Source organism: Pseudoxanthomonas sp. UTMC 1351, from assembly GCF_040948865.1.
Lineage (GTDB): Bacteria > Pseudomonadota > Gammaproteobacteria > Xanthomonadales > Xanthomonadaceae > Pseudoxanthomonas_A.
This window is the reverse complement of the sequence record NZ_JAVGJT010000006.1, coordinates 12,742-36,971: the sequence shown is the minus strand read 5'-3', so window position 1 is coordinate 36,971 and position 24,230 is coordinate 12,742. Positions and strand designations below refer to the sequence as shown.

Genomic DNA, 24,230 nt, shown 5'->3' with positions numbered 1-24,230 from the left:
TTGGCGCCTCAGGAGCAACCTTCCACATAGTTCGCCTGCGGTAACAGCCCCACGCGCCAGCGAGTCACAATGCCATTTGCATCGGTCTCGAACACAAGTTTGCTGGGCGCCTCAGCGGCGGCATCCACCGAAAGATACTGGCCGCTTTCAACGTACTTGTGCGGCATGGACTGCAACGCATCACCGTAGAGCTTCTTGAGTTCTTCAGCCGTCATGCCGATCTTGCCGCCGCCGGGCGCGGCTTCCGCGGTAGTGCCCACGTCGTAGCGGACGAACTTGCCGTCTTCCATCATGAAAGCCAGGTCGGAAGGCTGCTTGGCCCAGGTCGGGTAAAGATAGTGGCAGGTGGTGCCTTCACTGGGCGCACCTTTTAACTCACCGCCCCACCCGGTTTTGGCTTCATCAATAGTGCTGCCCAGCCTCATCTCGCCGTAGCCCAGGAAGGTGGCTTGGCCGAAAGCAGTGGGAGGGGCAGGCTCCACGCCGGGAGCCGGCGTCTGCGCCGTGGGCGCTGGGACCGGCGCATCGGTCGATTCCGGGGCCGGTGTTTCCGGCTTGCACGCGGTCGACAAGACGGCGGCGAGCACTGCCGTGACAGCCAGAGACGGTATCGACTTCATAGAGCTACTCCACTGAGAAAGCAGGAAGCCTACTGCTTATTGGTTAATTCGTCGCGAACAATACGCATGCCGGGTGCCCCGGCGCCTGGCCATGGCTGTCAAGCGGGTTAGCAACATGCTGATTGTCACGAGCACTTCATCGGCACCCCCTAGGCTGCCGACGCTCCTCAGCCCAGCATCACATTGCCCATATGCTTCCACGCAAGACCGATCTTGCCCGCACCGCGCTGCAATCGCACGCCGGGCCGTTGAGCATGCGCGAACGCCGCACGTTGATCCTTTGCGACGGTCAACGGGACCTGCCTTCTCTGGTCGACCTGCTGGGGCAGGATGCTCCCCTGCTGATCCGCAAGCTGTGCGGTGCAGGCTACTTGGTCGATGCCGCTTCCGAGATCTCCGCCGTCGCGCTGCCTGCTCCCGCCATCGCTCCCACCCAGCCCACGCCCCGAGCTTCCGGCGCACGCCGCTCCATGGCGGCCGCCAAGCTCTACATGCTGGATATGCTGGCGCTACAGCGTCATGACGCGGCGATCCGTCACAAGGCCGAGCTGCAGGCCTGTCACGAGCCCGAGGAAACTTTCGCTCAACTGCTCGCCTCGCTGCGATGCCTGCAAGACACCTCCGCCGCGTCGCTCGCCCGGCGCGTCCGCGAGCGCTTGGCCGAAGTGCTACCGGAAGATTGTCTGGCCGCCTTGGAAAGCATGGATCTACCGGCTGCGACGTCCGCCACAGCACAGTAACCACAGATACGTATGGCCGGTTATTCCGCCGGCATGACGAAGTGCCTCTTCAATCCCGCCCAGCACGCTTGGTAGTCACGCTGCCGGTGCGACGCATCGATCGCTTGGCGGGCGGGACGAATGACCGCGCGGGTCTCGAACATGAAAGCCATGGTGTCTCGGATGACATCGGGTTGGGAGAGATCCGCACCGCTGGCTTTTTCGAACGTCACGGCGTCCGGCCCATGGCCGGTCATGCAGTTGTGCAGCGAAGCGCCGCCCGGGGCGAAGCCCTCGGCCTTTGCATCGTACGCGCCATGCACCAATCCCATGAACTCGCTGGCGACGTTGCGATGGAACCACGGCGGGCGAAAAGTATCCTGCGCCACCAGCCAGCGCGGCGGAAAGATCACGAAGTCGAGATTGGCGGTGCCCGGCGTGTCGCTGGGCGACGTCAGCACGGTAAAGATGGAGGGATCCGGGTGATCGAAGCTGATCGATCCGATGACATTGAAGTGCCGCAGATCGTAGCGATACGGTGCGTAGTTGCCGTGCCAGCCCACCACGTCCAAAGGCGAATGACCGATGGTGGCGCGCCATAGATGCCCTTGGAACTTGGCGATCAGTTCGAAATCGCCTTCGATATCTTCATAAGCCGCGCATGGCGTTTCGAAATCGCGAGGATTCGCCAGCCCGTTAGCCCCGATGGGGCCCAGATCCGGCAGCCGCATCAGCGCACCGAAGTTTTCGCATACATACCCGCGCGACGCGCCATCCGGCAACTCGACGCGGAAGCGAACACCGCGCGGAATGACCGCGATCTGTTGCGAGTCGACCTCGACCACGCCCAACTCCGTCGCGATGATCAGCCGGCCTTGTTGCGGCACGATCAGCAGCTCGCCGTCGGCGTCGTAGAAAAAGCGCCCCTGCATCGAGCGATTGGCCGCATACAAATGAATCGCCACGCCGTGTTGTGCTTCGGCCGCACCATTGCCGGCCATGGTGTACAGGCCGTCCACGAAGTCGGTAGGAGCATCGGGGATGGGCAAAGGATTCCAGCGCAGCTGGTCCGGCGAGACCGGCGCGCTGCTGAAATCGTTGTGGAACCGGGGTTGCACAAACGGCTCGAACGACGAATGCATCGCCGCAGGCCGGATACGGTAAAGCCAGCTGCGCCGATTCTCGCGGCGCGGCGCGGTGAACGCCGTGCCGGAAAGTTGTTCCGCATACAAACCATGTGCAACCCGCTGCGGCGAATTGCGCCCAACTGGCAGTGTTCCAGGAATAGCTTCGGTTGCGAACTCGTTGGCGAAACCGGATTGGTAGGTGGTGGTTCTAGTCATGCGCGTGTCCTGCTGCTCAAAGCCCCTCTCCCGCCGGGAGAGGGGTTGGGGTGAGGGTACGGTCACCAACGATGTTCCAGATCGCCTCGACCACCGCTTCAGTTTGCTTCAGAGCCTCACCACTGCCAAAGCGAAGCACTCGCCAGCCTTGAGACTCCAGATACCGGGTACGGGCCGCATCGCTTTCTGGGGTGTGTTGCGAACCATCCAGTTCGACCACCAGGTTCTTCTCCAAACAGCAAAAATCCACTACGTAGGGAGGAACCGGATGCTGACGTCTGAATTTCCATCCACCTAATCTTCCGGCCCGCAGGTGGTACCAGAGTTTCCGTTCGGCATCCGTCATTTCGCTGCGTAAGCGTTTTGCATTCTCAAGCGTGGTCGATGGCAATGGTGGTTTATCGTCCTGGGCATCCTGATCGTCGTGGAGAATAGCGTGGCGACATCTTAGCGGCTGGGACAATACCTACTTCGCCGTACCCTCTCCCCAACCCCCGCTCCGCGCCCCTGCCCACGCTAGCAGCGTGGGCGCTCCAGCGCACACGCGCCAGTGGCGCGTAACCCATGCGCTATCGCCCCGCTGGGAGAGGGGCTCAAGGCGTCAAAGAACCCCGCGCTTCATCTGATCGCGTTCGATGCTTTCGAATAGCGCCTGGAAGTTGCCTTCGCCAAATCCTTCATTGCCCTTGCGTTGGATGATCTCGAAGAAGATCGGGCCGATGGCGTTCTGGGTGAATATCTGCAGCAACTTGCGCTGGTGTGTTTCCGGATCCGCGTCGATCAGGATCTTGTTCTTGGCCAAGCGCGCGACGTCTTCGCCGTGGTTCGGCACGCGCTGGTCGATCACTTCGAAGTAGGCATCAGGCGTGTCCAGGAACGCCACGCCCTGCGCGCGCATGGCTTCCACCGTGTCGTAGATATCGTCGGTGAAGCAAGCAATGTGCTGGATGCCTTCGCCTTTGTAGGCGTCAAGATACTCATTGATCTGCGACTTAGGGTCGGAGGATTCATTCAGAGGAATGCGTACGATGCCGTCCGGCGCGGTCATCGCCTTCGACAGCAGACCCGTCTTGGCACCTTTGATGTCGAAGTAGCGGATCTCGCGGAAGTTGAACAATCGCTCGTAGTAATCCGACCACTTGTCCATGTTGCCGAAATAGAGATTGTGGGTCAGGTGATCGATGAAGGTCAGGCCGAAACCTTTTGGATGCTGTTCCGCGCCGGGAATAGGCAGGTAGTCGGTGTCGTAGATGCTGCCGGCGTCGCCATAGCGATCCACCAGGTACAGCATGCAATCGCCGATGCCTTTCACCACCGGTGCGGGCACGGCTCGCGTGTCGGCCTTGTCGTCCACTGCTTCGCCGCCGTTGGCGATCACCTTCGCCAATACCTCGTCGGCCGGCTTCTTGAAGCGGATGGCAAAGCCGCAGGCGCTCGGTCCGTGCGCCTGGGCGAAATCCGCGGCAAAGGAATTGGGATCTTCGTTGACCAGGAAGTTCACGCCGCCCTGGCGGTAGACGGTGATCGGGCGCATCTTGTGGCGCATCACCGCGGTAAAACCCAGGCGGCGGAAATAATCGTGCAGGGCTTTGCTCTGGTCGGCGGGAGCAGCGAACTCCACGAATTCGAAGCCGTCGATACCCATCGGGTTTTCGAAAGTCGTCACCTGCATGCCGAGGTTGGGTTGTGCGTTCACGGTGCGCCTCGCTAGGCTTGCGTCGTATCTGCAGCCTTTATAGTTTCACATGTAACTAATTGCAAGCTGCAGTGCAAAAAAACCCTCTTTCTGCCGACACGCTCCCATGACCGACCCTTCGCAAGCCGCTCCCCAGGACCACCCCACCGAGCACGCCGTCCTGGAGCTGGAGAATTTCCTGCCCTACCGGCTCAGCGTCCTGTCCAACCGACTCAGCCAGACCATCGCCGTGCTTTATGAGCGCCGCTTCGGCTTGGCGATCACCGAATGGCGGATCATGGCGGTGCTGGGGCGTTACAAGGATCTGTCCGCCGGAGAAGTGGCCGAGCGCACCGCGATGGACAAAGTGGCGGTCAGCCGTGCGGTGGCCAGGCTGCTGGAACGCGGATTGATCGAGCGCGACACCCACGGCAATGATCGGCGGCGTTCGGTGCTGACATTGTCGGAGGTGGGTTATTCGGTGTACGACGAGATCGTACCGATGGCATTAGGCTGCGAACGTCTGCTGCTTGAGCAACTAAGCGCGGAAGACCGGGTGCAGTTGGATGGCCTGATCAAGAAGCTGACGGAAGGTGTGGTGAAGCTGGCGGAGTCGCATTGAGCGGCGTCGTGGACGTCGTAGGGACGATACGAGAAAGGCGGCCGCTGGCCGCCTTTCTTTTGCCGTCATGACCAGCCATACGGCTGTTGAGAAGCGCTTCCGGCGTAGGCCGGGACCCAGTGACTGTAGCTCGGTGACTCTCAGTCACTGGACAAGTGCCGCCAAAAGCAAGTCGCTGGTCCCCGGCCTGCGCCGGGGTGACGTACCGGCAAAGGCGAAAGTCGCTGGATGACCCGCCATACGGCGATTGAGACGCGCTTCCCGCCTGCGCGGGGATGACGTACCGGCAAAGGCGAGAGTCGCTGGACCCCGGCCTGCGCCGGGGTGACGATTCCGCAAAGCCGCGCTCGCTAGCGAGCGCGGGCGGAATCGTCACTTGACTCCGTGCATCAGTTTCTGGATCAGCGGTGCGATCAGGAACAGCAGCACGCCCGGAATGACCAGCGCCCAGAAGCCGAACGTGTAGCCGCTCAGTGCTGACTGCACGTTCATGCCGCTCTCACCACTGACATGGCTGGCGAAGATGCCCGACAGGTTGTTGCCGATGGCGGTGGACAGGAACCAGCCACCCATGCCGAAACCGACGAGGCGGACCGGCGCGAGCTTGGTCACCATCGACAGGCCGATGGGCGACAGGCAGAGTTCGCCGACTGACTGAATGACGTAGACCATGAACAGTGTCCAGAACGGAATCTTCAGCGTCTCCGGATCGACCAGGCTGGACAGCGCGAACATCAGCAGCAGGAAGGCCAAGCCATTGAAAATGAGGCCGAGGCTGAACTTGCGCGGGATCGATGGGTTCTTGCGTCCCATCTTCACCCAAAGCCATGCCAGCACCGGCGCCAGTGTGATGATCGCCAGCGAGTTGACCGACTGGAACCAGCCGACCGGGAAGATCCAGCCGCCGAAATCGCGATTGACGATGTTCTGAGCGAGGAAGTTGAATGAACTGCCCGCCTGTTCGAAGAAACACCAGAACAGCACGTTGAACACGAAGATGATCAACATCGCGATCGCCATGTCGCGCCTGATCGCACCGTCCTTGAAACCTTCCTTCAGGATCAATGCGCACAGTCCGACGAACAGCAGCGACAGGATCCACTGCAGCGCACCCGCGCCGATCGACAGCAGGAAATAGATCACCGGAATGGCGACGATCGTGCAGATCGCCGTCACCAGGACGCGACCAGTGCTCTCCGCGCCTTCCGGCGGCCGCCCGATGCCCTGCAGCTGCCGGCGACCAAACCAGAACCACACCAGACTGATCAGCATGCCGACGCCCGAGACAAGGAACACCACCTTGTAAGCAGGCATGTTGGGTGTCCCGCCCATCACGCGTTCGGCGAGCAGGCCCGTCAGCCAGGGCGCGATCATCGCGCCGAGATTGATGCCCATATAGAAAAGGGTGAAGCCCGAATCGCGGCGGTCGTCGCCCACCGAGTACAGCTTGCCGACCATGGCGGAGATGTTCGGTTTGAACAAGCCATTGCCGGCGATCACCGTGGCCAGTCCCAGCCTGAAGAGCTGCTCATTCGGCAGCATGATGAGGAACAGGCCGGTGGACATGATCACGGCGCCGAGCAGGATGGAACGCTGGTAGCCGATCACCCGGTCGGCGACGTAACCGCCGAAAAGCGCCGCCGCATAGACCAGCGCCAAATAGGCACCGTACAGCCGGCTGGCGGGCGCCTCGCCGGCGCTGTCGCCGGCGTAGAACTGGGCGACGATGTACAAGGCCAGCGCCCAGCGCATGCCGTAGAACGCGAAGCGCTCCCAGAATTCGGTCATGAACAGCATCCACAAAGGACGTGGATGACCCATGATCTGCTTGAAATCCGGCAACTGTCCCGGGATTTGCGTGTCGATGGCACCGCTCATGCGGTTTCCCCCTTCATTTGTTCAGGTAATAACAGGCCGTGCCAAAAACACGGGATGCGGGAGGATCACGCAGACGCGTGGTTCGCGTCAAATCTCTGTCATAACCCGCCTATTGCGGCAAAATGGGGCGATTTCGCCGCAATCACCGGTCTTTCAAGGCCTCCGGCCGTCCCGGCGAGGTGTCTCAGTAAGCCGGGGACGCGCCACCACCGCCATCAATGGTGGTGCGTACTTCGAACAATTCCGGGAAGAAAGTCAGCTCCAGCGCCTTCTTCAGAAAGCCCACGCCGCTGGATCCGCCGGTGCCGCGCTTGTAGCCAATGATCCGAAGCACGGTGCGCATGTGGCGGAAACGCCACAGCTGGAATTGCGTTTCCAGGTCCACGAAATCCTCGCATAACGAGTACTCGCGCCAGTAGCGATCGGTGTCTTGGTAGATCGCACTGAACACTGGCAGCAATGCCGCATCGGATAGGTGCGGCTGGCTCCAGTCTCGCTCCAGGTGCGCGGCGGGAACCGCATGACCGAACCGTGCCAGGTAGCGCAGGAATTCGTCATACAGGCTCGGCGCCCGCAGCACCGCGTCCAGACCGGCCTGCGCCTGCGTGTCATAGGCGAACACTTTCAGCATGGCCGGGTTCTTGTTGCCCAGCAGGAATTCGATGGTGCGGTACTGCAGCGACTGGAAGCCCGATGACGGGCCCAGCAGATCGCGGAATCCCATGTATTCGGAAGGCGTGAGCGTTTCCAGCACCGACCATTGCTCGGTCAATTGGCGCAGCACTTGTTTGCTGCGCGCCAGCACCTTGCGGCACTGCCAGACCTCGTCGCGCTGCAGATGCGCGATAGCCGAGCTCAGCTCGTGGATCATCAGCTTCATCCACAGCTCCGATACCTGGTGCTGCACGATGAACAGCAGTTCGTCGTGATGCGCCGGGTCGGAGACCGGGTGCTGGGCCGACAAAAGCTGATCCAGACGCAGATAACCGCTGTAGGTCATGCGCCCGGCCAAGTCGGTATGGATGCCTTCTTCCAGCGGACGTTCGTTCTTTTCTACGGTCATTTACGCTTTTCTGTGGTTACTGGTGCGGCCAGCCGGGCACAGAGCGTACTCCATCGCGGGTCTACCCACCGCCAAGCGCGCCCTAGGGCCAGCAAAATTGGCGCTGGAACATCCTTCTTCAACTACTTGCTCGAAATGGGGAATGGGGAATGGGGAATGGGGAGACGGGAGACGGGAGACGGGAGCCGAAAAGCTTTTGCTTTACCTCCCCTTTTAAAAAGGGGGATGGAGGGGGATTTGCTTTTGCTTTGTATGAATTAGAGACCTGGGAACGGGTGTGCGGGGACATGGGTAACACCTGACAGGCCCAGGTTGGCGTGAGGCGCAAACGCTCCCGCTCTTCCTCGCCCCGAGCGCGCAGTAGCACGGCGCGGGTGACTACCCCATCAGTAGCAGGCCCCCATGTCACGCCGCTGCAACGCCCGGCCGACATCCTTGATGCACAATGCGCCGGCCGGTGGCGGGGTTGTCACGGCGTGTGTGCGGCGTCCACATCCATGAGGGGAGTCTGCTGTATGGAAATGTCCCGGGGCCGCATCGCGGCCGTGTTGTTTGCGCTGTCATCCGTTTTTGCCGCGGCTTCGGCGCAGGCGCAGGTGGTGATCAGCCAGGTCTACGGCGGCGGCGGCAATTCCGGCGCCACGTTCAAGAACGACTTCATCGAGTTGCGCAACAACGGCGCCGCTGCCGTCAGCCTGGACGGCTGGAGCGTTCAGTACGCCTCCGCCGCCGGCAGCACCTGGCAGCGCACCAACTTGAGCGGAAGCATCGCGCCGGGAGGTTTCTACCTGATCCAACAGGCGCAGGGTGCCGGCGGCACGACCGACCTGCCCACTCCGGATGCCACCGGCACCATCGCCATGGCAGGCACCAACGGCAAAGTCGCACTGACCAACAGCACCACCACGCTGGCCGGTGCCTGTCCGATCAGCGAAGCGGCGGTGGTCGACTTCGTCGGCTTCGGCAGCACGGCAAGTTGCTTTGAAGGCGCCGCACCCACCGCCACGCTCAGCAACTCTACCGCGGCGCTGCGCAACGGTGCGGGCGCGGTGGACAGCAACAACAACAGCGCCGACTTCAGCACCGGCACACCGGACCCGCGCAACAGCGGCGCCGAGCCGCCTGAACCGCCGGAGCCGGCCATTCCGTTGACCATCGCGCAGATCCAGGGCAGCGGCCTGGCTTCGCCGCATGCGGCCAAGCAGGTCGTCACCGAAGGCATCGTCACCGCGCGGAAGTTCAACAGCGGATTCTTCCTGCAAAGCGCGAACGACGACGGCAATCCGGCAACGTCGGAAGGCATTTTCGTTTTCACCAGCAGCGCACCGCCCGCCACCGCCGCAGTGGGCAACCGCGTGCGCGTCACCGGCACGGTGACCGAGTTCACCCCGTCTTCCGCGCCGAACCAATTGAGCATCACCGAGATCGTCACGCCGACGGTGGAACTGCTGCAAGCCGGCGACGCCTTGCCCGCTGCGGTTGAGCTCACCCAGGCCGATCTGGGGTCCGACGCCCTGCCCGGCACGCTGGAGCGGCTGGAAGGCATGCGCGTCAGCCTGGCGCAGTCCGTGGTCGTGGCGCCGTCCGGCGGCAACATCGACGAGAACGACGCCACCGCTTCCACCGACGGCGTTTTCCACGTCACGCTGCCGCAGGTGGCACGTCCTTTCCGCGAGCCCGGCATCGGCATCCTGGATGTCATCGCCATTCCCGCCGACAAGAACCCGCCCCGCTTCGATACCAACCAGGAACGCCTGATGGTGCGCAGCCGCGGCCAGATCGGTGCATTGCCGATCTCGGTGGACACCGGCGCCAATGTCGCCGGCCTGCTGGGCGTGTTGGATTACTTCAGCGGCACTTGGGCGCTGTTGCCCGACGCCGCCACGCCGCCTTCGGTCAGCGGCGGCATGCTGCCAACCGCAGTCAACGACGCGCATTACGACGAAGTCACCGTTGGCAGCTTCAATCTGTTGCGTCTGTTCGATGACGTCAACGACAGCAACGGCGCCGTCACGCTGACGCCGGAAGCCATGAACAAGCGTCTGGACAAGGCGTCCATCGCGATCTGCGAGTACCTGAAGACGCCGGACATCCTGGGCGTGGTGGAAGTGGAAAACCTGCGCATCCTGCAACTGCTGTCCGAACGTATCGATGCCACCTGCGCCAACAAACCGGGCTACGTGCCTTACCTGCAGCCGGGCAACGACGTTGGCGGCATCAATGTCGGCTTCCTGGTCAGTTCGCGCACCACCACCGGCGGCGTCGCCCGGGTGGAAGTGCTGGACGTCGCGCAGTTCGGCAAAGGCACGCTGATGAACAACCCGGACGGCAGCACCAGCCTGCTGAACGATCGTCCGCCGCTACGCCTGCGCGCCCGCGTGAATCAGGATGCCGCCGGCAGTTATCCGGTGACCGTCATCGTCAACCACCTGCGTTCGCTCAACGACATCGACGACATCACGCCAGGTAGCAGCGGCTGGGCCACCGGTGGCGACCGCGTCCGCGCCAAGCGTGGCGCACAGGCCGCCTACCTGGCGGGTCTGGTGCAGCAGATGCAGGTGACGGACCCGAACGAGAAGATCGTGCTGGTTGGTGATTTCAATGCGTTCGAATTCAACGATGGCTATGTCGACGTGATGGGCGTGCTGAAGGGCGAGGAAGCCCCGGCCGACCAGGTGCTGACATATGTGGACAGCCCGCTGACCACGCCGCTGATCGACGGTTCGCAGCTGATCGCTGACCCGACGCAGCGCTACTCATACGTGTTCGCCGGCAATGCGCAAACACTGGACCATGTATTGGTCAACGAGGCCTTGCTGATGGGCGCGGATGTGCGCATCGATCATCCGCGCATCAACGCGGACTTTGGCGTCGACAACTTCGCCGACAGCAGCATCGCGGTGCGCTCGTCCGACCACGACCCGGTGCGCGTCAGCATCCGCGTCCCGGCCTTCGCCCGCGCCAATCTGTCGGTCACCGCGGCGGCGGACCGCAGCACCGCCAATGTTGGCGATACCGTGCGTTACACCGCCAATGTCCGCAACGCGGGTCCAGGCACGGCATCCGCTACCGCCGTGGCCTTCGTGTTCGCCGCACAACTGTCGCCAGCATTGACGGCGATTCCTGCGGGCTGGAACTGCGCCGCACCGGTCCAGGACGCCGGCAACACCCGCGTGATCTGCACCACCGGCGCATTGGCAGCGAACGACGAAGCGGCTTTCGCGATCGAGGCGATCGCACCAGCCGAACGTGCCGGCGCCGCTCTGGGCCTGGGCGTGTCCGCGAGTTCACCGGTTCTCGACCCCGCCAATGCCGACAACACCGCCGCGGTCTCAGTGGAAGTGGCTGCCCTGCCCCAAGCCTCTGCCGACCTGTCCGTACGCCTGCTCGGCAGTGCTCTGCCACTGCGCCGCAGCACTGTGGCCACTTTCCTGATGCCGGTGCGCAACGCCGGCCCGGATCAGGCTGAAGCGGTCAAGGTGTTGGTGCAGAGCAATGTCGCTGCCAGCCACGCCGCCGTGGCCGCTCCGCGTGGCTGGTCGTGCAGCCGCATGCAGGACACGTCCACCGGCTCCAGTGCGCAATGCACCCGCAGCGGCGCAATGGAGAACAGCACGCAGACACTGGCGTTCGCGATCGTCGTGCCTGGCAAACCGAAACGCGGCACCACGCTGGAATTCAAGGCGCAAGTCAGCTCAAGCACAGCCGATCCGAACAGCAACAACAATCAGGCCAGCCTGAGTATCGGCATCCGCTGATTTTCTGGTCTGGTGGCAAGGTGCGAGGGCGCGGCAATAGCCGCGCCCTTTTTCATTTGTGGCGGATGGGTTTTGCTGCAAAGCAATATTCGATGAATTTCGGATCCAGCTTCAATTCCGGACCAGCATTTATTCCCGTTCAGCCACCATGCTGACACCGTACGACAAGCCCGCGCGGCAAGCGATTGGCCAATCCACGCGTCAGGAAAAACTGCAGCTTTCGATGGCGGCGTTGTTGCAGCGCACGAAAGCGTATCGGCTGCGGTTCTTTAACATGGCCGGCTTAACATTCGCCGCAAGACCTACAAGAGCGACATCCAGCGATGACCATCGCCGCAAAATTCGAAATCGAATATCTGCAATACCTTGGCCCGGACGGCACACTGGTCCGGGACGATCTTCCCGAGGCCGGGCGCGACACCGCACGGCTATTGGAACTGTTCAAACAGATGCTGTTTGTGCGCACGTTCGACACCAAGGCCATCGCACTGCAACGCACCGGCAAGTTGGGCACTTACGCATCCTGCCTGGGCCATGAAGCCACGCACATCGGCATTGGCGCTTCGATGCGTCCGGAAGACGTGTTCGCTCCCAGCTACCGCGAATACGGTGCGCAATTCATGCGCGGCGTGAAGCCGCGCGACGTGCTGATGTACTGGGGCGGCGATGAACGTGGCAACGATTACGAAATTCCGCGCCAGGATTTCGCGTGGAGTGTGCCGATCTCCACGCAATGCCTGCACGCCGCCGGCGCCGCGCTGGCATTCAAGCTGCGCAAGCAGCCGCATATCGCAGTGAGTACCTGTGGAGACGGCGGTTCTTCGAAAACGGACTTCTACGCCGCGCTGAATTCCGCTGGCGCCTACGAACTGCCGCTGGTGCTGTGCGTGATCAACAATGGTTGGGCGATCTCGGTGCCGCGCTCGGCGCAGACCGGCGCACAGACGCTCGCACAGAAGGGCTTGGCGGGCGGTCTGCATTGCTTGCAGGTCGATGGCAACGACCTGATCGCCGTGCTGGAAGCCATGCGTCGCGCCAGCGAGCGTGCGCGCAAAGGCCAGGGCGGTACCGTGTTGGAATTCGTCACCTATCGGTTGTCCGATCACACCACCGCCGACGACGCCCGCCGCTACCGCGACGACGCCGAAGTGAAAGCCGCATGGCAGCGCGACCCAGTTCCGCGCCTGCGCACTTGGTTGACTGCCAAGGGACTCTGGAGCGAAGACGAAGAGGCGAAGTGGAAAGAGGAATGTTCCGCCGTTGTCGATACCGAAGTGAATGCCTACCTCAACACGCCGGTGCAGCCGGTCGAGGCGATGTTCGATTACCTGTACGCGGACCCGCCGCCCGAACTGCTGGCCCAGCGCGCTGCCGCCATTGCCGCAGAGGGTCGCCGATGAGCACCGTGATGAAATCCGAGAAAACCACCGCAGCACCTTCCGTAACGGCCGCCAATACCGCTGCCACGCCAACCGCGATCACCCTGATCGAGGCCATCACCCAGGCACTGGCGTGGGAGATCGCGCACGACGATTCCGTATTGGTGCTGGGCGAAGACGTGGGCGTCAACGGTGGCGTGTTCCGCGCCACCGCCGGCCTACAGCAGCGCTTCGGTTCCGACCGCGTGCTGGATACACCGCTGGACGAAACCACCATTGCCGGACTCACCGTCGGCTTGGCGGCGCAAGGCATGAAGCCGGTGGCCGAAGCGCAGTTCGACGGCTTCGTCTATCCGATGGTCGACCACATCATCTGCCACGCCGCACGCATGCGTTACCGCACGCGTGGGCGCCTGCATTGCCCGATGGTGCTGCGCGTGCCGTGGGGTGGCGGCATTCGCGCGCCGGAACATCACAGCGAAGCCAACGAATCCATCTTCACCAACGTGCCTGGCCTGCGCGTGGTCATGCCTTCCTCGCCGCAACGCGCCTATGGTTTGTTGCTGGCGGCGATCCGCGATCCGGATCCGGTGATCTACATGGAGCCCAAGCGCATCTACCGCCAATACAAGGAAGTGGTGGCCGACGATGGCGAAGCGTTGCCGCTGGACGTGTGCTTCGTGCTGCGCGACGGCACCGATGTAACCTTGGTGACCTGGGGTGCGCAGGTGAAGGAAACGCTGGAAGCGGCGGAAAAGCTGGCGGCCGAAGGCATCAGTGCCGAAGTGATTGACGTGGCTACGTTGAAGCCGCTGGACTTCGACACCATCGCCGAATCGGTCAGCAAGACCGGCCGCTGCGTCATCGTGCATGAAGCGCCACGCACGGCGGGCTTCGGCGCCGAGATCGCGGCGCGTTTGGCGGAGCATTCCATGTACGACCTGCTGGCACCGGTTGAACGCGTCACCGGCTACGACACTCACATCCCGCTGTTCCGTCTGGAGATGAAGTACCTGCCCAGCGTGGAGAAGATTGTCGCCGCGGCCAAGCGCGCGCTGGCCGCAGGCTGATGCGGCGGGCACGGGTCATCACGGCGCACCGCGCGCCGGATCGCCCGGCCATCCGCGTCGCGTCCGGCGATACCGTGACGCTGGGCGACCGCGACGTGGACTGGCCGCATTTCGTCTGGGCCACCTTGGCCAGCGGATTGGGCGGTTGGATTCCGGCATCGATGTTCGATGCCGAACGCGGCCTAGCGACGGCGATAAATGATTACGACACGCGCGAACTGGACGCGGAGGCAGGCGAAATCCTGGCTCTGCACTATGAAGTGGCGGATTGGTGGTGGGCCGAGAACGTACTCGGCAAGACCGGCTGGGTCCCCTCGCGCAGTTTGGAACCTTTCGAAAAGAAGCCTGCAGAAGAGAACAACGCATGAGCGACAGCAAAACTTTCAACCTTCCGGATCTGGGCGAAGGCCTGCCCGATGCGACCATCGTGGAATGGTTCGTCAAGGAAGGCGATGTGATCCGGTTGGACGAACCGCTGGTATCGATGGAAACCGCCAAAGCGGTGGTGGAAGTGCCTTCACCGGTATCGGGCAAGGTGCTGAAACTGGCCGGCAATGCGGGCGACGTGATCGTCACCGGCAGCATGCTCGCCGAGTTCCAACCCGACCCCAACCTGCCCCAGCGCGCGGAAGGCCAGGACACCGGACATCACCACGGTGCTGGCGCGCCCGCGGCCGGCGCGGTGGGCAAGGCCGTTGCCAGCGACGAAGGTGGTCAGCTACCGGTGCGGCCCGCACCCTCCGAAGCGCAGGGTGGCAACGATGGCGGTAGCGAGCGCGATGATGCCGGCACCGTCGTGGGCGCCATGCAGTCGTCCAACACCGTGCATCAGGAGCAGGCTTCCTCGATTGGCGGCGTCAGGGCGATGCCTGCCGTTCGCGCGATGGCGAAGAAGCTGGGCGTGGACCTTAGCCGCGTACGCGCCACCGGCAGCGATGGCGTGGTCACGATGGCCGATGTGAAACAAGCGGCAGCGGAGGGTTCTGCGAAGATTGGAACACCTCTCCCGCGCGCAACACAGGCGGGCCTGCCCAGTGCAGCGAATGAGAACTTGCCTCCTTCCACGGCACGGGGACCGAACGAACGCACCGCCCTCTCCGCCTCCGGCAAGCCCATGCGCACGCAGCCGCCCGGCGTCTCCGTCAGCGGCCAACCGGAACAGCTCAAAGGCGTTCGCCGCAACATGGCGCGGGTCATGGCCGACGCACATGCCAAGGTCGTGCCAACCACGCTGAGCGACGATGCCGACGTCCACGCCTGGCAGCCCGGCAACGACGTCACGGTGCGACTGATCCGTGCGATCGTCCGCGCCTGTCAGGCCGTGCCGGCGATGAATGCCTGGTTCGACGGCGAAAAGCTCAGCCGCACATTGCACCCGCAGGTCGACGTTGGCATCGCGGTGGATACCGACGATGGTTTGTTCGTGCCCGCGTTGCGCAACGCCGATATCCTGGATGCACACGGCATCCGCGAAGGCGTCAATCGTCTGCGCACACAGGTACAGGACCGCAGCATTCCGGCATCGGAGTTGACCGGCTATACGATCTCGCTGTCTAACTTCGGCATGTTCGCGGGCCGCTACGCGACGCCGGTCGTGGTACCGCCCTGTGTGGCGATCGTCGCCGCCGGCCGCGCGCGCCATCAGGTCACTCCGGTGATGGGCGGCTTCGAATCGCACAAGATCATTCCGTTGTCGGTCACCTTCGATCACCGCGCCTGCACCGGCGGCGAGGCGGCGCGCTTTCTGAAAGCTCTGATCGACGACTTGGCATTGCCGCAATAACACGCGATGTAGGGTGGGCCCCGGCCCACCATCACCATCTTTCAGCTGTATCGATAACGATCGAAATGCGGACCGGCGCCGATCTATGAACTCTTGCCGTTTTGCTTCCGCGTAACGATGCGCCGTAAGATTTTGGTTGGTCCGTCGCTTCGATGGTTGCCCTCGGTGATGGAAAAATGGCAATGGCGGGCCGGGGCCCGCCCTACGGAGAAATCGCATGACTCATCGCAGCCGCCTTGCTGGTTTCATTATCGACAGCCAGATCGATGACCTGCCTGCCGCCTCCGCTTTCTGGAGCCAGGCATTGGGACTGAAAGTCGTCAGCGCGGATGACGGCGGACTGGGTATCTACGACAAGTTCGAAGAAGGACCCGGCGGACTGCACATCGAAGTGCAGAAGGTGTCGCATCCCTCACGCGTGCACCTGGACATCGAAGCCGATGACGTCGAAGCCGAAGCCGCGCGCCTGGAGAAACTGGGCGCCAAGCGCATCGAATGCGTGCGCGGCCGCTGGTGGGTGATGGAAGCGCCTACCGGCCACCGGTTCTGCATTGTGCCAATGGATGAAGGCAGTGCGCGTGGGGAGGCCAATGCCTGGGATTAACCTCGACACAAGCGATTTCGCTCCAAATGCAACCGATACCGTCCCTGTGGGAGCGACGTGAGTCGCGACCGGAAAGCCACCGATACCAGCGCGCTCAAACCAAGGCATGAATTAAAGCACGCCGGCTTTTCGTTTTTCCCGTCGCGACTCACGTCGCTCCCACAAGGAAGCAGCTAACTCACTTCCGCTGCGCCTCGCTCTTATCCCGCGCCGCCTTGAACTCCGAACCTTCCTGCCATTGCGGCCATGCGGCGCTGTTGGCAATGCCATGGCCCAGGTCGTACAGCAGCGTCACATCCTGCGCCTGACCGCTGGTATCCCAGCTTTCGTTCCAGGCATCGCAGGGCTGGTGATAGCAGTTGGCGAAATACGCCTCGCGCTGCGCCTTGCCGCTTTCCACGCCGCCATCGATACGATCCAGTCCTGCGCCGACGGTAATGGCCGGCACCCCAGCGCGCGCAAAGGCGAAATGGTCGGCGCGGTAGAAGAAGCCCGCCTCCAGGTTGGGATCGGGCGAGTAAGTGCGCCCATGTGCTTGCGCCGCGCGCTCGAGATCACCCTCCAATGAAACCCGCCCTTTACCCCAGGAAGCGATATCCCGCGTGGGGCCATCGGGGCTCAACATCTCGATATTGATCACCGCCGCCGTGGTCTCCAGCGGCACCAGCGGATGCGCGGCGAAATAGCTCGCGCCTTGCAGACCCTTTTCTTCCGCCGTCAACGCGACGAATAGCAACGAGCGCTGCGGGCGCGGGCCCGCCGCATAAACGCGCGCCAGCTCCAACACCGCCGCCACGCCGGTCGCATTGTCGACAGCACCATGGCGGATGCGCTCACCGTCAGCGTCCGGCTCACCCACGCCGAAAGCATCCCAATGCGCCGAATAGATCACCGTTTCGTCCGGGCGCTGCGCGCCGACCAGCTTGCCAATGACGTTGCGGCTGACCACCTGATCGCGCTTGATGGCAAACGCGGCCGTCAGCTTTGCGTCGCCCAATGCCACCGGTTTGAAATTGGTCCGTTGAGCCTTCTTCTTCTCCGCTTCAAAATCCAGCCCTGCGCGCTTGAACAGCGACACCGCGAGATCCCGCTGCATCCATCCGCGCAGCAACGTGTGATATCGCTCGGCGTCGGTGCGCGGGATGTCGAACAGCGGCGACAAGCCCGAGCTTTGCACCGTGGCCCAGCCGTAAGCAGCGGGAGCGGTCTCGTGCACGATCAGTACACCGGTGGCGCCGCGTCGCGCGAGTTCTTCGTACTTGTACGTCCAGCGACCGTAGTACGTCACCGCTTTACCCTCGAACGCACCGGGTTTCGGCATTTCGAAGTCCGGGTCGTTAATCAGCACGACTGCGATCTTGCCGGTCAGGTCGCTGCCTTTGTAATCATCCCAGCCGCGCTCGGATGCCTCGATGCCATAGCCGACAAAAACCAGCGGCGCATCCTCGACTTGCACGCGCTCCACCGGATTGAGGCTTTGCAGCACCAGGTCCTCGCCATTGACCAGCTTTTGTTGTTCCCCAGCCACGCTCAACGTCGCCTGCACCGGTCCATCCACTTGCGCGCGCACCAACGGCACCGCCTGCGTCCAGCCGCCTTTTTCCCCGCCTGGCTGTACTCCGGCCTTGCGGAACTGCTCGATCAGATAGGCGACGGTCTTGTCCTCGCCCGGCGTAGCCGGTGCACGGCCTTCGAATTCGTCGGACGCGAGGATTCGTACGTGACGGGACAGATTGTCCGCACTGATACCGCCACCGGGGAGTTCCTCCGCGTGCGTGGTGAATGTGGACAGCGACAGCAAGACCAGGGCGAGGATGGTTTTCTTCACGGTGCAGCTCCAATCGGGTCACTGGGAAGTTTAAGGCGATGAACCATGCGCCGCACGCCCCGTAGGAGCGCCGTCTCGGCGCGAGCGCTTTCTGTCAGATCGCGATAGAAGCAAAAAGCTCGCGCCGAGACGGCGCTCCTACCGACCAAAGGCCGCCCCAAGGAAAGACTAACGCCGATCCCGATCCAACCAGCTCGCCAATCCCTGCGCATTGAGTTCGATGTCCATGGCCAATACCTGCGCCACGCCCGCATCATCCAGCAGGCAGCCGTGCTTGCGAGCGCGATCTTGGTAGAGCGAGGTCAGCGCGGCGGTCATGCACTGGTGTCTGTTGTCACGACCATCGCAGTCGCGTCCGATAGCGGTCATGGCATCGATCTGCTCGTACAGATCGTCGGCCAGTTTTCCCACGTCATGAACGCGCCCGTAGTGGGTCAGGTACATGCCTTGCGGCGAATAGGACAACAGCCGTGCGATGGAACTCTTCAATGCCTCGGGTTCGAACTGCACAGGTGTGCTGGTCGGCACTACGAAGGCGCCCTGGTCGCTATCCAGTTCGCGATAGGAGAGGCCAAATGTGTCGCCGGTGAACCAACAGCGGCTGCGTGCATCCCACACGCACAAGTGATGCTTGGCATGACCCGGCGTATCGATGCAGAGCAGTTCGCGGCCAGCGAGATCAATGCGGTGACCGTCTTCGGCCACGACTACGCGTTCCTCCGGCACCGGCAAAATCCGTCCATAGCTCCGCGCCATTTCCTCTTCGCCATAGACCGCGGTGGCGCCAGCGATGAGCTTGGCCGGGTCGATTATATGCGGCGCGCCGCGTGGATGGACCACCAAACGCGCGTTCGGCAACTGCGCCATCAAGGCGCCCGCGCCGCCGGCATGATCGAGGTGCACGTGCGTGGCGACCAGCCAATCGACATCAGTGGGCGAAAGTCCGGCGTTCTTCAGAGCCGCCAATAGGCGTGGCACCGAATTCGACGTGCCGCAATCGATGAAAGCGCCGCGACCATTCTCGATCATCAGGTACGCCGCGTCGAAATGATCGCGCTGGAACGCAGTGTCGATGGTGTGGATGCCGTGGTCGTTCATGCGCGTACGATGGCTGGAGATGAGACACCGATTCTATCTTTGTGGGAGTGGTGCCGGCATGCCGGCGCCGGTGAGTCGCGACCGGGATTCCGCAGACACCAGTGCGCCTAGCTAAGGGCACGTGGATTGAAGTGCATTAGATCCTTTGCCTTTCCGGTCGCGACTCACGTCGCTCCCACAAGGTAGGAACCCTAGCCGCGCTTCCTAGCCAACCACCACGTACGCAGCGGCACCGCCATTGTCAGCACGGCGAGAAACGCGCCATACGCAACCAACGTCGCCACCACCTGCTTCCAAATGGCTCCGGCGCCGGCATCCGCCGCACCCAACGCGTAGCCCCATTGCATGCCGAGGAAGCTCAACACGAAAGCGATGACCAGCGCCGCGGTGTCGAAGCCTTTGCGCGCCGTGGTGCGTGGTTGGCGCGGGAACAGCCAGAACAGCGTGCCCAGCAGCAGGAACCAAGGCAGGAACAGAATGATGGCCAGGTAGGGCATCAGGCCTCCGCTTCTCTGATCCGCTGCAAAGCTGCCAATACATCATCAGCAGATACCAGCAGCGTAATCTCCGGCGTTTCCATGCCGTCGGCGCGCTCAACCTGCTTCAGCACTGCGATCAATTGACCGGCATCTTTAGGCGAATCGAAACCGTTGCTCTGGATCAACAGCTCGCCCTGGCTATCTAGCAGCTTGAAATAGAAACGGCCGTCTTTCTCGCGATATTGCTTGAACTGAGGTAACGCAGCTTTCTCTGCCGATTTATCGCGAACCGCGGCCGACTGCTGCGAAAGATCGCGCAGTCCCACGGCGTGGCGCAGCTCAGCCATGAAGGGTATGGCGTACTTGGCGCGCAAACGCTGTGCGCCGTCGCGCAGGATGGCTTCGATTTCCACCGGGCGGGCGATCAGTGCCTCGTACTTTTCGCGCGATGGCGCCACTTCGGCGTCGATGCGTTCGAACAGCTGCTGCTTGGCGTCGCCCCAGCCGATCCCTTCGGCAAAGGCTTCCCGCATGCGCTGCGTCTCTTCTGCCGACGCGAACGCCTGGTACAACTGGAAAACATGCGAGCCTTCCGGCTCCTTTGGTTCGCCCGGCATTTTTGAGTCCGTGACGATGGAAGCGATGAGCTTCTTCAGCTCGCCGCGCGGCGCGAACAACGGAATGGTGTTGTCGTAGCTCTTGCTCATCTTGCGGCCGTCCAGGCCGGGCAGCGTGGCCACGCTCTCCTCGATGACCGCTTCCGGCAGCACGAAATGATCCTGGCCGAGCAAATGGTTGAAGCGCTGACCGAAATCGCGCGCCATCTCGATGTGCTGGATCTGGTCGCGCCCAACCGGCACTTTGGCCGCCTTGAACATTAGGATGTCGGCTGCCATCAGCACCGGATACATGAACAATCCGGCGGTGATTCCCGCGTCTTCGTCCTCGCCCTCGGCGCGGTTCTTGTCCACTGCCGCTTTATAGGCGTGGGCGCGGTTGAGGATGCCCTTGCCGGCCACGCAGGTCAGCAGCCAGGTGAGTTCGGGAATCTCCGGAATATCGCTCTGCCGGTAGAACCACACCTTGTCCGGTTCCAACCCGCAAGCCAGCCAGGTAGCCGCGATCTCCAGCGTGGAGCGCTGCACGCGCGATGGCTCCTGCACCTTGATCAAGGCGTGGTAATCGGCCAGGAAGTAGAAACTTTCCACGCCGGCGGTGTGGCTGGCCGCGACGGCGGGGCGAATAGCCCCCACGTAGTTGCCCAAGTGCGGAGTGCCGGAGGTGGTGATGCCTGTAAGAACGCGGGTGGTCATTGGTCGGATCGGAAGAGACTGAACGCGGCAAGTTTAACCGCTGCGGCCACCAACCCCGTTGTGGCCCCAGGTGCGTTCTTTCCTGCTACCTACCCAGGAGAGCGCGCCCATGTTCCGGAAGATTCTATTCGCCGTCGGTCTATTGACCGCGGCTGCATGCACCCCCGTATCCGCCAGGCCGCTGGTGGAAGTCGCGGTGATCGATCGCGACAACGGCCAGTGGCTGCCGCAATATGCCTATCGTGGCGATAGCTGGTTGGCAGGAACGCCCGGTCACCGCTACAGCGTGCGCTTGACCAATACCACCGGCGAACGGGTACTGGTGGTGCTGTCGGTGGACGGCGTCAACGCGGTTACCGGCCAGACTGCCGCCGCGTCCCAGGCCGGCTATGTGCTGGCGCCTTGGGAAACTACCGAAATCGCCGGCTGGCGAAAATCGCTGGACGACATCGCCCAGTTCGTTTTCACCGATCTGGGCGACAGCTACGCGGCCCGTACCGGCCGGCCGCGCAATGTCGGGGTTATCGGCGTGGCGGTGTTTCAGGAGGCGCGACCCCGGTACTATGTGCCCGCGGCGCCGCCGATCGCGCGCGGCTACGACGGACGCGAGCGCAACCTGGATGAGCGTAGCGCTTCGGCGCCTGCCGCCGCTGCCGACGCCATCGCCGAAGAGTCCAGTGAAAAATCGGCCACCCGGCAAAGCATCGGTACTGGACATGGACAGCGGGAATGGTCGCCGGTGGGCCGCACCGGATTCGAGCGCGCGAGCCGCAGCCCGGCCCAGCTCACTCAACTACGCTATGACGATCGCCGCCGGCTGGTGGCGTTGGGCGTGATTCCGCACCGGTACTACCACTCAGGCTACCGAGAGCGTCCGGAAGCGTTTCCTGAGGGCTTTGTCGCCGATCCGCCTCGCTACTAAATAGGCACACAAGAACAACGGGCCATCAGGCCCGTTGTTCCAGGTGTTTATGCGTCGGCCGAAGTCAGTGCCTGTCGCTTTTGAGACTGCGTTCGAATTCCTTTACCTCGGTCTCCGCACGGTCGCGCTCCCAGCCATAGCGCTCTTGCAGTTTGCCGGCGAGATATTCGGAGTCACCTTCGGCGACATCGAATACATCGTCGGTCAGGTCGCCCCATTTGGCTTTGGCCTGTCCTTTGATCTGTTTCCAGTTACCGGCAATGATGTCCTTGTTCATGGGATGTCCTCGCGTCTCGCGGTGGAAAATGCCGCATGTGCAGGATCGCAATTGTCACGTTGGGCAACGATCAATGTGGCGTCAATTTCGTATTATCCGGCGCGATTGCTCGAACGAACCTGCACAAAAAAACGGACTGCCATGGACAGTCCGTTTTTTCGAGACGATTCGCGCGTTTTACTTGCTTGACGCGTCTTCCATCTTCTCTCCGACCTTCTGCACATCCTTGCCGAAACCATTGACCGTATTGCATCCGGACAGGGCGGCGATCGAAAACAAGGCCATCAACATCAACGCTACAGTACGCTTCATAACCGACTCCTTTGGACTATTCGCTGGGCCCGGTGGAAACCTCGCTCGAGCGGTCGTAACCGCGGCGACTCGTTCCCGCACCGGCAGCAAGTCTGATTAGAACATGCTGCATCGCAGCTGACCATAAACCGCAGCCAGACACGCGAAAGGGCCGGTCGCCCGGCCCTCTCGTGGCGCGCCTGCAAGCGCCAAGCTCAGGAGCGAACGTCCGTCAGCACTTGCCGTCCTTGCAATCCTCAGCCTTGTCCTCGACTTTTTCGCCCACCTTTTGAACGTCCTCGCCAGCACCGGCCATGGTGTTGCAAGCGGACAGTGTGGCGGTTGAGAACATCGCCATCAGCAACAAAGCCATTGTACGTTTCATGCTCGACTCCTTTGGTGGTTGGACAGCTTCCGCGCCGGCGCCGCTATCGCGGCCGTGTGGTTGCGGTTTGTCTCCACCATGCTGACGCGACTGTTCATGCCATGTGAATTCGGTTGCTCGCGTTCAGTCCGAACTCAGCCCTCGCTCACGGTACTTTCAGTCCCGCATCAATGTGGATTTTCCAAACAAGCTTTCCACCAGATCCACGGTAAGTTTGGCGGTGCGATTGCGGCGATCCAGCACGGGATTCAACTCGACGATATCCAGTGACGACATGCGGCCGGTATCGGCGATCATCTCCATCACCAGTTGCGCCTCCCGGTAGTTCGGTCCGCCCGGTACGGTGGTGCCCACCCCAGGCGCGATGCTGGGATCCAGGAAATCCACGTCGAAGCTGACGTGCAGATGGGTGTTTTCGTCCACGCCGTCCAGCGCCGCTTCCATTGTGCGCTTCATGCCGACTTCGTCGATGTAGCGCATGTCGTAGACATCAATGGCGTGGTCCTTGATCAGCCGCTTCTCTTCCGGGTCGACCGAGCGGATGCCGATCTGGCGAATCATGGACGGTGTGATGGCGGGTGCATCGCCGCCCAGTCGGGTGAGCGCTTCGGGGCCGATGCCGCACAGGCATGACACCGGCATGCCATGGATGTTGCCGGACGGCGTCACCTCGCTGGTGTTGAAGTCCGAATGTGCGTCCAGCCACAACACCCGCAACTGCTTACCGGTTTCGCGGCAATGCCGCGCGACGGCGGTGATGGAACCGATGGCCAGGCAGTGATCGCCGCCCAGCATGATAGGCAGGCGGCCTTTCTGGAGCTCGGCATACGTCGCATCCATCAGCCCGAGGTTCCAGGCCACCACTTCGTCCAGATGCCGGTATCCCCGCACCGGGTCCTGCCAGGGATTGCGTGGGCCTTCCACGTTCCCGGTATCGACCACATCGACTCCGCGTGCAACCAGCGCCTCGCCCAGACCAGCAATGCGCAGTGCATCCGGTCCCATCCGTGCACCACGATGGCCAGCACCGACATCGGTCGGCACGCCGATCAGGGAAACGGCGGGAAACACACGGCTCATAGGCAGGCTCGGCATCAGGCAAGAGAAGCAGAGTCTAGCCTTC

23 protein-coding genes are annotated in these 24,230 nt (G+C 62.5%); 9 read left to right on the top strand and 14 right to left on the bottom strand.

Annotated elements, in window-relative coordinates; translation table 11 throughout:
• Nucleotides 1-8 precede the first annotated feature (8 nt).
• Nucleotides 9-620, bottom strand: coding sequence for a lectin (locus AB6O04_RS04135; RefSeq protein ID WP_368562510.1), 612 nt, complete (start codon nucleotides 618-620; stop codon nucleotides 9-11).
• Between the two features lie 191 nt (nucleotides 621-811).
• On the opposite strand from AB6O04_RS04135, the gene AB6O04_RS04130 reads away from it, so the two are divergent.
• On the top strand, nucleotides 812-1,360 hold the full coding sequence (locus tag AB6O04_RS04130; RefSeq protein ID WP_368562509.1) for a hypothetical protein: 549 nt from the start codon (nucleotides 812-814) through the stop codon (nucleotides 1,358-1,360).
• Nucleotides 1,361-1,380: 20 nt separating this feature from the next.
• Here the strand turns inward: AB6O04_RS04130 and hmgA are convergent, their stop codons facing one another.
• The 3 genes from hmgA to hppD form a co-directional block, all read right to left on the bottom strand.
• A complete protein-coding gene (gene hmgA / locus AB6O04_RS04125; RefSeq protein WP_368562508.1) occupies nucleotides 1,381-2,682 on the bottom strand; it encodes a homogentisate 1,2-dioxygenase in 1,302 nt (433 codons plus the stop codon).
• A 16-nt stretch (nucleotides 2,683-2,698) separates the two neighbouring features.
• The gene (locus AB6O04_RS04120) at nucleotides 2,699-3,145 is read right to left on the bottom strand and encodes an endonuclease domain-containing protein (protein WP_368562507.1); all 447 of its coding nucleotides are present in this window, start codon (nucleotides 3,143-3,145) and stop codon (nucleotides 2,699-2,701) included.
• 138 nt (nucleotides 3,146-3,283) lie between these two features.
• The gene (gene hppD / locus AB6O04_RS04115; protein ID WP_368562861.1) at nucleotides 3,284-4,354 is read right to left on the bottom strand and encodes a 4-hydroxyphenylpyruvate dioxygenase; all 1,071 of its coding nucleotides are present in this window, start codon (nucleotides 4,352-4,354) and stop codon (nucleotides 3,284-3,286) included.
• Between the two features lie 130 nt (nucleotides 4,355-4,484).
• Between hppD and AB6O04_RS04110 the strand changes: the two genes are divergently transcribed.
• Nucleotides 4,485-4,979 (top strand): MarR family winged helix-turn-helix transcriptional regulator, encoded by a 495-nt coding sequence (locus AB6O04_RS04110; protein WP_368562506.1) that lies wholly within the window; start codon nucleotides 4,485-4,487, stop codon nucleotides 4,977-4,979.
• Between the two features lie 372 nt (nucleotides 4,980-5,351).
• On the opposite strand, the gene AB6O04_RS04105 is transcribed toward AB6O04_RS04110, so the two are convergent.
• Complete coding sequence (locus tag AB6O04_RS04105; RefSeq protein WP_368562504.1) at nucleotides 5,352-6,857, bottom strand: peptide MFS transporter; 1,506 nt, start codon at nucleotides 6,855-6,857, stop codon at nucleotides 5,352-5,354.
• 184 nt (nucleotides 6,858-7,041) lie between these two features.
• Complete coding sequence (locus AB6O04_RS04100) at nucleotides 7,042-7,920, bottom strand: tryptophan 2,3-dioxygenase (protein WP_368562503.1); 879 nt, start codon at nucleotides 7,918-7,920, stop codon at nucleotides 7,042-7,044.
• Nucleotides 7,921-8,435: 515 nt separating this feature from the next.
• Between AB6O04_RS04100 and AB6O04_RS04095 the strand changes: the two genes are divergently transcribed.
• The 6 genes from AB6O04_RS04095 to AB6O04_RS04070 all read left to right on the top strand — a co-directional run bounded on the left by AB6O04_RS04095 (nucleotide 8,436) and on the right by AB6O04_RS04070 (nucleotide 16,514).
• A complete protein-coding gene (locus AB6O04_RS04095; RefSeq protein WP_368562502.1) occupies nucleotides 8,436-11,678 on the top strand; it encodes a lamin tail domain-containing protein in 3,243 nt (1,080 codons plus the stop codon).
• Nucleotides 11,679-12,001: 323 nt separating this feature from the next.
• Nucleotides 12,002-13,078 (top strand): pyruvate dehydrogenase (acetyl-transferring) E1 component subunit alpha, encoded by a 1,077-nt coding sequence (gene pdhA / locus AB6O04_RS04090; protein WP_368562500.1) that lies wholly within the window; start codon nucleotides 12,002-12,004, stop codon nucleotides 13,076-13,078.
• 8 nt (nucleotides 13,079-13,086) lie between these two features.
• The gene (locus tag AB6O04_RS04085) at nucleotides 13,087-14,127 is read left to right on the top strand and encodes an alpha-ketoacid dehydrogenase subunit beta (protein ID WP_368562499.1); all 1,041 of its coding nucleotides are present in this window, start codon (nucleotides 13,087-13,089) and stop codon (nucleotides 14,125-14,127) included.
• Complete coding sequence (locus tag AB6O04_RS04080) at nucleotides 14,127-14,495, top strand: SH3 domain-containing protein (RefSeq protein WP_368562498.1); 369 nt, start codon at nucleotides 14,127-14,129, stop codon at nucleotides 14,493-14,495. The genes AB6O04_RS04085 and AB6O04_RS04080 overlap by 1 nt, the downstream gene beginning before the upstream one ends.
• Nucleotides 14,492-15,910 carry a dihydrolipoamide acetyltransferase family protein gene (locus tag AB6O04_RS04075; protein WP_368562496.1) on the top strand — a complete coding sequence of 473 codons (1,419 nt, stop codon included), beginning with the start codon at nucleotides 14,492-14,494 and terminating at the stop codon, nucleotides 15,908-15,910. The genes AB6O04_RS04080 and AB6O04_RS04075 overlap by 4 nt, the downstream gene beginning before the upstream one ends.
• 217 nt (nucleotides 15,911-16,127) lie before the next feature.
• On the top strand, nucleotides 16,128-16,514 hold the full coding sequence (locus AB6O04_RS04070; protein ID WP_368562495.1) for a VOC family protein: 387 nt from the start codon (nucleotides 16,128-16,130) through the stop codon (nucleotides 16,512-16,514).
• A 178-nt stretch (nucleotides 16,515-16,692) separates the two neighbouring features.
• Here AB6O04_RS04070 and AB6O04_RS04065 read toward each other — a convergent pair whose 3' ends face one another.
• The 4 genes from AB6O04_RS04065 to AB6O04_RS04050 all read right to left on the bottom strand — a co-directional run bounded on the left by AB6O04_RS04065 (nucleotide 16,693) and on the right by AB6O04_RS04050 (nucleotide 21,232).
• Nucleotides 16,693-18,330 carry a M28 family metallopeptidase gene (locus tag AB6O04_RS04065; RefSeq protein ID WP_368562860.1) on the bottom strand — a complete coding sequence of 546 codons (1,638 nt, stop codon included), beginning with the start codon at nucleotides 18,328-18,330 and terminating at the stop codon, nucleotides 16,693-16,695.
• Nucleotides 18,331-18,510: 180 nt separating this feature from the next.
• The gene (locus AB6O04_RS04060) at nucleotides 18,511-19,440 is read right to left on the bottom strand and encodes an MBL fold metallo-hydrolase (protein WP_368562494.1); all 930 of its coding nucleotides are present in this window, start codon (nucleotides 19,438-19,440) and stop codon (nucleotides 18,511-18,513) included.
• A 191-nt stretch (nucleotides 19,441-19,631) separates the two neighbouring features.
• Entirely contained in the window at nucleotides 19,632-19,937 is a 306-nt protein-coding gene (locus tag AB6O04_RS04055; protein WP_368562492.1) for a hypothetical protein, read from the bottom strand.
• Nucleotides 19,937-21,232 (bottom strand): tryptophan--tRNA ligase, encoded by a 1,296-nt coding sequence (locus tag AB6O04_RS04050; protein ID WP_368562490.1) that lies wholly within the window; start codon nucleotides 21,230-21,232, stop codon nucleotides 19,937-19,939. The genes AB6O04_RS04055 and AB6O04_RS04050 overlap by 1 nt, the downstream gene beginning before the upstream one ends.
• Before the next feature lie 109 nt (nucleotides 21,233-21,341).
• Between AB6O04_RS04050 and AB6O04_RS04045 the strand changes: the two genes are divergently transcribed.
• A complete protein-coding gene (locus tag AB6O04_RS04045; protein WP_368562489.1) occupies nucleotides 21,342-22,154 on the top strand; it encodes a hypothetical protein in 813 nt (270 codons plus the stop codon).
• Nucleotides 22,155-22,218: 64 nt separating this feature from the next.
• Here the strand turns inward: AB6O04_RS04045 and AB6O04_RS04040 are convergent, their stop codons facing one another.
• From AB6O04_RS04040 to rocF, 4 genes are all read right to left on the bottom strand, one after another.
• Entirely contained in the window at nucleotides 22,219-22,431 is a 213-nt protein-coding gene (locus tag AB6O04_RS04040; protein ID WP_368562488.1) for a CsbD family protein, read from the bottom strand.
• 177 nt (nucleotides 22,432-22,608) lie between these two features.
• The gene (locus AB6O04_RS04035) at nucleotides 22,609-22,743 is read right to left on the bottom strand and encodes an entericidin A/B family lipoprotein (RefSeq protein ID WP_368562487.1); all 135 of its coding nucleotides are present in this window, start codon (nucleotides 22,741-22,743) and stop codon (nucleotides 22,609-22,611) included.
• 211 nt (nucleotides 22,744-22,954) lie between these two features.
• Nucleotides 22,955-23,107 carry an entericidin A/B family lipoprotein gene (locus AB6O04_RS04030; RefSeq protein WP_368562486.1) on the bottom strand — a complete coding sequence of 51 codons (153 nt, stop codon included), beginning with the start codon at nucleotides 23,105-23,107 and terminating at the stop codon, nucleotides 22,955-22,957.
• Between the two features lie 156 nt (nucleotides 23,108-23,263).
• Nucleotides 23,264-24,187 (bottom strand): arginase, encoded by a 924-nt coding sequence (gene rocF / locus AB6O04_RS04025; protein WP_368562485.1) that lies wholly within the window; start codon nucleotides 24,185-24,187, stop codon nucleotides 23,264-23,266.
• Between the last annotated feature and the right edge of the window lie 43 nt (nucleotides 24,188-24,230).

What these genes read in the sequence shown, in the direction of transcription:
- AB6O04_RS04135 (WP_368562510.1), bottom strand. Translation starts at nt 620, where the DNA reads ATGAAGTCGATACCGTCTCTGGCTGTCACGGCAGTGCTCGCCGCCGTC.
- AB6O04_RS04130 (WP_368562509.1), top strand. Translation starts at nt 812, where the DNA reads ATGCTTCCACGCAAGACCGATCTTGCCCGCACCGCGCTGCAATCGCAC.
- hmgA (WP_368562508.1), bottom strand. Translation starts at nt 2,682, where the DNA reads ATGACTAGAACCACCACCTACCAATCCGGTTTCGCCAACGAGTTCGCA.
- hppD (WP_368562861.1), bottom strand. Translation starts at nt 4,354, where the DNA reads ATGCAGGTGACGACTTTCGAAAACCCGATGGGTATCGACGGCTTCGAA.
- AB6O04_RS04110 (WP_368562506.1), top strand. Translation starts at nt 4,485, where the DNA reads ATGACCGACCCTTCGCAAGCCGCTCCCCAGGACCACCCCACCGAGCAC.
- AB6O04_RS04105 (WP_368562504.1), bottom strand. Translation starts at nt 6,857, where the DNA reads ATGAGCGGTGCCATCGACACGCAAATCCCGGGACAGTTGCCGGATTTC.
- AB6O04_RS04100 (WP_368562503.1), bottom strand. Translation starts at nt 7,920, where the DNA reads ATGACCGTAGAAAAGAACGAACGTCCGCTGGAAGAAGGCATCCATACC.
- AB6O04_RS04095 (WP_368562502.1), top strand. Translation starts at nt 8,436, where the DNA reads ATGGAAATGTCCCGGGGCCGCATCGCGGCCGTGTTGTTTGCGCTGTCA.
- pdhA (WP_368562500.1), top strand. Translation starts at nt 12,002, where the DNA reads ATGACCATCGCCGCAAAATTCGAAATCGAATATCTGCAATACCTTGGC.
- AB6O04_RS04085 (WP_368562499.1), top strand. Translation starts at nt 13,087, where the DNA reads ATGAAATCCGAGAAAACCACCGCAGCACCTTCCGTAACGGCCGCCAAT.
- AB6O04_RS04080 (WP_368562498.1), top strand. Translation starts at nt 14,127, where the DNA reads ATGCGGCGGGCACGGGTCATCACGGCGCACCGCGCGCCGGATCGCCCG.
- AB6O04_RS04075 (WP_368562496.1), top strand. Translation starts at nt 14,492, where the DNA reads ATGAGCGACAGCAAAACTTTCAACCTTCCGGATCTGGGCGAAGGCCTG.
- AB6O04_RS04070 (WP_368562495.1), top strand. Translation starts at nt 16,128, where the DNA reads ATGACTCATCGCAGCCGCCTTGCTGGTTTCATTATCGACAGCCAGATC.
- AB6O04_RS04060 (WP_368562494.1), bottom strand. Translation starts at nt 19,440, where the DNA reads ATGAACGACCACGGCATCCACACCATCGACACTGCGTTCCAGCGCGAT.
- AB6O04_RS04055 (WP_368562492.1), bottom strand. Translation starts at nt 19,937, where the DNA reads ATGCCCTACCTGGCCATCATTCTGTTCCTGCCTTGGTTCCTGCTGCTG.
- AB6O04_RS04050 (WP_368562490.1), bottom strand. Translation starts at nt 21,232, where the DNA reads ATGACCACCCGCGTTCTTACAGGCATCACCACCTCCGGCACTCCGCAC.
- AB6O04_RS04045 (WP_368562489.1), top strand. Translation starts at nt 21,342, where the DNA reads ATGTTCCGGAAGATTCTATTCGCCGTCGGTCTATTGACCGCGGCTGCA.
- AB6O04_RS04040 (WP_368562488.1), bottom strand. Translation starts at nt 22,431, where the DNA reads ATGAACAAGGACATCATTGCCGGTAACTGGAAACAGATCAAAGGACAG.
- AB6O04_RS04035 (WP_368562487.1), bottom strand. Translation starts at nt 22,743, where the DNA reads ATGAAGCGTACTGTAGCGTTGATGTTGATGGCCTTGTTTTCGATCGCC.
- AB6O04_RS04030 (WP_368562486.1), bottom strand. Translation starts at nt 23,107, where the DNA reads ATGAAACGTACAATGGCTTTGTTGCTGATGGCGATGTTCTCAACCGCC.
- rocF (WP_368562485.1), bottom strand. Translation starts at nt 24,187, where the DNA reads ATGAGCCGTGTGTTTCCCGCCGTTTCCCTGATCGGCGTGCCGACCGAT.